Source organism: Streptomyces sp. SBT349 (genome assembly GCF_001083795.1).
In the GTDB taxonomy this organism is placed as follows: Bacteria; Actinomycetota; Actinomycetes; order Streptomycetales; family Streptomycetaceae; genus Streptomyces.
Genome location: NZ_LAVK01000468.1, coordinates 1 through 4,758, shown reverse-complemented (window position 1 = coordinate 4,758; position 4,758 = coordinate 1). Strand labels below are relative to the sequence as shown.

The window sequence follows — 4,758 nt, the reverse complement described above, 5'->3', positions numbered from 1 at the left end:
GCGCCGGAGCGTCCCGCCCGCCGCCCGTGCGCTCAGACGCCGAAGGCGGCCGGGTACCGGATGGTGCCGGTCGGCGCCGGGCGGGCGCTGTCCAGGGTGAGGGCCATCATGGCCTCGTCCGGTGCCTCGAAGGGTGCGCGGATGCCGAAGCGGGAGGCCGGGGTGAAGCCGAACCTGGGGTAGTAGTCGGCGTGTCCGAGGACCAGCACGAGGTTCTCGCCCAGCCGCCGTGCGGCGTCGAGTGCGGCGCGGATGGCGGCGGAGCCGGCTCCGGTCCTCTGGTACTCGGGCAGGACGGCGCACGGAGCGAGCGCGAGGGCCGGATGTCCGTCCACGTGGCAGCGGGTGAGGAGGGCGTGTCCGGCGAGGGTGCCGTCGGGGGACGCGCTGACCATGGACAGGCCGTCGATCCACGCCTCCGGGTCGGCGCGCAGGGCGTCGACGAGGGCGGCCTCCTCGGCGGTGGGGAAGGCGGCGAGGTTGACGGCGCGGATGGCGGCGATGTCGCCGGTGGTCTCCGGGCGGGTGGTCCAGGCGGTCATGGGGTTTCCGTTCGCGTGTGCGTGAGGGGTGTCGAGGGGGCGCAGGACGTAGCCGGCGTAGGCGTAGTCGCCGCCGTGCTCGCGCCGCATGGCGATCTCCGCCCGCAGTGCGGTGAGCGCCGCGGCCATGCCCGGCCGTGCCGGGTCGGCCCGGTCGATCCGCTCGCCGAGCGGGGTGTAGTACTCGGTCCACCAGTCGCTTTCCGGCAGCGGCCAGTGGGCGTCGACCCGGTAGCCGGCGGCGTGGGCGGCGGCGGCGTTCGCGGCGGCGGTGCGCAGCGGGTAGACCCCGTCCCAGTGGGCGCGGGCCCGGGCCGAGGGGTGGGGGCCGGTCCATTCGATCTCGGTGACGACGAGCACGCCACCGGGGGCCAGCAGCCGGCGCCAGGCGCGCAGGGCGGTGTCGAAGCCGATGGTGTAGACCGACCCTTCGGCCCAGATCGCGTCGAAGCCGTGATCGGGGAACGGGAGCCGGTCCATCGAGCAGGCGACCGCCGTGATCCGCCGGTCCAGGCCACGGCGCGCGGCCTCGTCGGTGAGTTCGTCCAGGAACGGCTGGTGCAGATCGACCGCGGTCACCCGCGCCCCGGCCTCTTCGGCCAGCAGCAGCGCGGAGCGGCCGGGGCCGCACCCCGCGTCCAGGATCCGGGGGCGCTCGGGCAGCCGTCCGGCGAGCTCCAGCAGGCGCCGGGTGGTGGCGTCCGAGCCGGGGCCCTGCCGGGGCAGCCGGTCGTGGAGGGCGAGAAGCGCGCGCACCATGGCGCGCTCGGACGCCTCGTCCCGGCCGTCCTCCGCGGGGGAACGCGGAGGGTGAGACGGCGGAGGGGGAGTCGAGGGCGGAAGGAAAGAAGGCTGAGACAACGTAGAGACCCTTGGACAGGGGCCCCGATGTGCGCGATGGGCGCGCCTCCCGCGAGCCGAGGCGTCGAACGGGGGGCGTGAACGTCAGGTCAGACCGGGGCCCGGGAGGTGGGAGTGGTCCGGGCACTGCACACGGCAGCGGCCTCTACGGCGGTCATACACTCACCTCCCCCTTCTGGTCCCGCACAGCCGACCGGGTTGTCCCTGCGCGGTATGACGGTAACACCGACGGTCGGCCGGCTCCGCGTCCGGTCACGCGGCGCGGGTGCGGTGGAGGAGCCAGAGGAAGTAGGGCGTGCCGATCACGGCGGTGAGCAGCCCGGCGGGGAGCTGGTCGGGGGCGATGACGGTCCGGCCGAGCAGGTCGGCCAGGACGACGAGCGCCCCGCCGAGCAGTGCCGCGACGGGGATGACCCACCGGTGGCGCCGCCCGAGAAGGGTGCGCGCCGCGTGCGGGGCGACGAGCCCGACGAAGCCGATCATGCCGATCGCGGCGACCGCCGTCCCGGTCAGCAGGACGCCGCAACCCAGCAGGGCGAGCCGGGTCCTGGGCACGTTCAGGCCCAGGACACGCGGGGTGTCCTCGTCGATCGAGATCAGGTCCAGGTACCGGTGGCCGGCCCAGGCGAGGGGAATGACGACCAGGCAGACGAGGGCCAGCGGCACCAGGTGCTCGTAGGCGCGCCCGTAGGTCGACCCCGACAGCCACGTCAGCGCCTTGGTCGCGTTGAACGGGTCGGTGGCCACGATGAGCGTGGTCACCAGGGCGGTGGTCACATAGGAGACGCCGACGCCCACGAGGACCAGCCGGTCGGAGGCGAAGCCGCCGCGCGCGGACAGCACGAAGACGACCGCGGCGGCCACGGCGGCGCCCGCGCCCGCGGCTCCGGTGAGCGCCCAGAAGCCGGCGAGGGGCGTGAGCGTCACCATCAGGACGGCGCCGAGGGACGCGCCGCCGGCGACGCCGATGACGCTGGGGTCGGCGAGCGGATTGCGCGTGACCGCCTGGATCGTGGTGCCCGCCACGGCCAGCGCCATGCCGGCGAGGAGGGCCGCGGCGAGCCGGGGGACGCGGGTGCTCATCACGGTGGTGACCAGCGGGCCCGCCTCGCCGCGCGCCCACAGCACCAGGTCGCCCACCAGGAACGTCCGGTCGCCGACGAGCGCCGCGGCGGCCAGGACGCCGACCAGCACCGCGGCCACGGCCGACGTGAGCAGCGCCCGGCGGCGGGTGCCCGTTCCCCGGATCTCCAGGGTCGAGGAGGAACCGCCGATGGACGTGGCGCGCAGCCGCAGCGCGAGCGCGACCATGAGGAGCCCGCCCAGCAGCGACGTGACGACGCCGGTGGGGACGCGCACGGCGCCCTGCGCGCCCATGACGGCGCGCAGCAGGACGTCCGCGCCGAGGATCACGACGACACCCATCAGCGCGGAGAGCGGGATGAGCGCCCGGTGCCGGTGCAGGCCCGGCACATACGGCACGAGGAGCCGGGTGAGCGCCGGCGCGGCCAGGCCGACGAAGCCGATGGGGCCGGTGGCGGCGACCGCGGCGGCGGACATCAGCACGGCCGCCAGGAGGACGCCGAGCTGCGTGCGCCGCACCGGGATGCCGAGCGCGCGGGCCTCGTCGTCGCCGAGCATCATGACGTCCAGCCGCCTGCCCTGGAGCAGCAGGACGGCGACGCCGGCGAGGATGACCGGGGCCATGAGCCGCAGGGTGCCCAGGCCGTTCTGGCTCAGCGAGCCCGCCGACCACGCGTACAGGCCGGTGCCCTCCATGGGTCGGAGGATGAGCAGGGACGTGGTGAGGGAGGCCAGGGCGAGGGAGACCGCCGTGCCGCCCAGGACGAGCCGCACCGTGCCGTACTCGCTACCGGTCAGCAGGAGCACGGCGGCCGAGGCCGCGAGGGCGCCGGCGAACGCGAGCGCCACATCGCCGAGGAAGGGGAGGGACAGGCCCGTGACGGCGCCGGTGACGAGCGCGAGGTGGGCGCCGTTGTTGACGGCGAGGATGTCCGGGGAGGCCACCGGGTTCCGGGAGATCGACTGCATGACGCAGCCGGCGGTGCCGAGCGCGACGCCGACCGCGAGCCCCGCGGCCAGGCGCGGGATGCGGGACTCGACGACGACGGCGGCCTCCAGGTCGGAGCCGGGGTGCAGGGCCCAGTCCAGGAGATCGGCGACGCCCACCGCCGCGGTGCCCTGCACCAGGTGCACGGCCGAGAGCAGGACAAGAACGAGGAGCAGGCCCCCGGTCAGCGCGACCAGCCGTCCGGCCGGGGGGCGGACCCCGGCCGGCGCCGGCGTGCCGGGCGGGGCGGGCCGCTGGGTGAGCGTGCCGATCGTCATCGCGGTGTCAGCTCGCGGCCTCGACGGCGGCGTCGATGAACTGGATCATCGACTCGGGCCCGCCGAACATCCAGATGGAGTCCGGGAGACGGAGGGCGTCCGCGGCGAACGGCAGCGAGGTCCACAGGGAGTTGCCGGTCAGCGTCTCGGCGAACGGGTCGGTCTCGTCCGCGCCTCCGATGTACCAGAACGCGGTGTCCCCCGGCAGCGCCGCGAGGCCCTCGACATCCGTCTGGCCGAGGCCGTAGACCGCGTCGAACTCCAGGCCCTCGACCTCGCTCCACGCGTTGGCGAAGCCCAGCTCGCCGAGGACGCCGCCGATGAGCGAGCCCTCGCCGAACGGCCGTATCGACACGGCCTCTCCACTCTGGTAGGCGTCGCTGAACGCCACGGTCGCGCCCTCGGCCCCGGCCTCGGCGAGGGCGGAACGGCCGTCCGCCACGGCGGCGTCGAAGTCCTCGCGCAGCGCGACGGCCCGGTCCTCGGTGCCCGTGGCCCGAGCGACGAGGTCCACATTCTCGAACATCCGGCCGATCGGGTCCTCCGCGTCGCCGCCGGGGATGACGATGACGGGGGTCGTCTGTTCGATCTGCTCGACGGCGCCCTCGACGAGCTGGTCGGTGACGAAGACGGCGTCCAGGTCGAGGGTGGCGAGCGTGTCGAGGCTGGGCTCGCCGCGGGTGCCGATGTCGGTGGCGTCGCCGTCGAGCTCGACGGCGTTGTCCCACTTCTCGAAGCCCTCGATGTCGGAGACGCCGACGGGCTGGATCCCGAGCGATATCAGGTACTCGACGACGTTCCACTCCGTGCCGGCGACACGGACGGCCGGGCCGTCGAGCGTGATCTCCTCACCGCGGGCGTCCGTGAGGGTGATGGGTTCTGCGGACGCCTCGGGGGCGTCGTCCTCGGCCGGGTCCTCGGTGGTGCCGCACGCGGTCAGCGTGGCCGCGAGGGCCAGGGCGGCGAGGGGGGCGAGTGCGGAGGCACCGAGGACCCGGCCGAGGAC

3 protein-coding genes are annotated in these 4,758 nt (G+C 74.9%); all 3 read right to left on the bottom strand.

What is annotated here, in order from left to right; all coding sequences use genetic code 11:
• Window positions 1-32 precede the first annotated feature (32 nt).
• Window positions 33-1,301, bottom strand: coding sequence for a bifunctional class I SAM-dependent methyltransferase/N-acetyltransferase (locus tag ADY01_RS32950; protein ID WP_049580417.1), 1,269 nt, complete (start codon window positions 1,299-1,301; stop codon window positions 33-35).
• A 354-nt stretch (window positions 1,302-1,655) separates the two neighbouring features.
• Window positions 1,656-3,752, bottom strand: coding sequence for an iron ABC transporter permease (locus tag ADY01_RS32945; protein ID WP_053171467.1), 2,097 nt, complete (start codon window positions 3,750-3,752; stop codon window positions 1,656-1,658).
• Window positions 3,753-3,759: 7 nt separating this feature from the next.
• A complete protein-coding gene (locus ADY01_RS32940) occupies window positions 3,760-4,710 on the bottom strand; it encodes an ABC transporter substrate-binding protein (protein ID WP_049580418.1) in 951 nt (316 codons plus the stop codon).
• Window positions 4,711-4,758: the final 48 nt, after the last annotated feature.